The following is a 292-nucleotide window of genomic DNA, read 5'->3' as shown; positions in this document are numbered from 1 at the left end:
TCACCCGAGTTCTCTCAAGCGCCTTGGTATTCTCTACCTGACCACCTGTGTCGGTTTGGGGTACGGTCGCATGTGATCTGAAGCTTAGAGGCTTTTCCTGGAAGCGTGGCATCGATGACTTCCTGACCGTAGTCAGTTCGTCTCGCATCTCGACCTCAGAGAAACCGGATTTGCCTGATTCCTCGGCCTACATGCTTTCACCAGGACAACCAACGCCTGGCTCACCTAGCCTTCTTCGTCCCCCCATCGCAACCACATCCGGTACGGGAATATTAACCCGTTTCCCATCGAC

The 292-nt window shown here is 54.5% G+C and carries 1 rRNA gene; it reads right to left on the bottom strand.

Annotation, left to right across the window (positions count from 1 at the left end):
* Nucleotides 1-292, bottom strand: a 23S ribosomal RNA gene (locus HXS65_RS17420); the annotation flags it as partial.

The sequence above is a fragment of the Cobetia sp. 5-25-4-2 genome (assembly GCF_013374075.1).
Lineage (GTDB): Bacteria > Pseudomonadota > Gammaproteobacteria > Pseudomonadales > Halomonadaceae > Cobetia > Cobetia marina.
The sequence above is the reverse complement of the archived record's forward strand: the minus strand, read 5'-3'. Positions and strand labels throughout refer to the sequence as shown.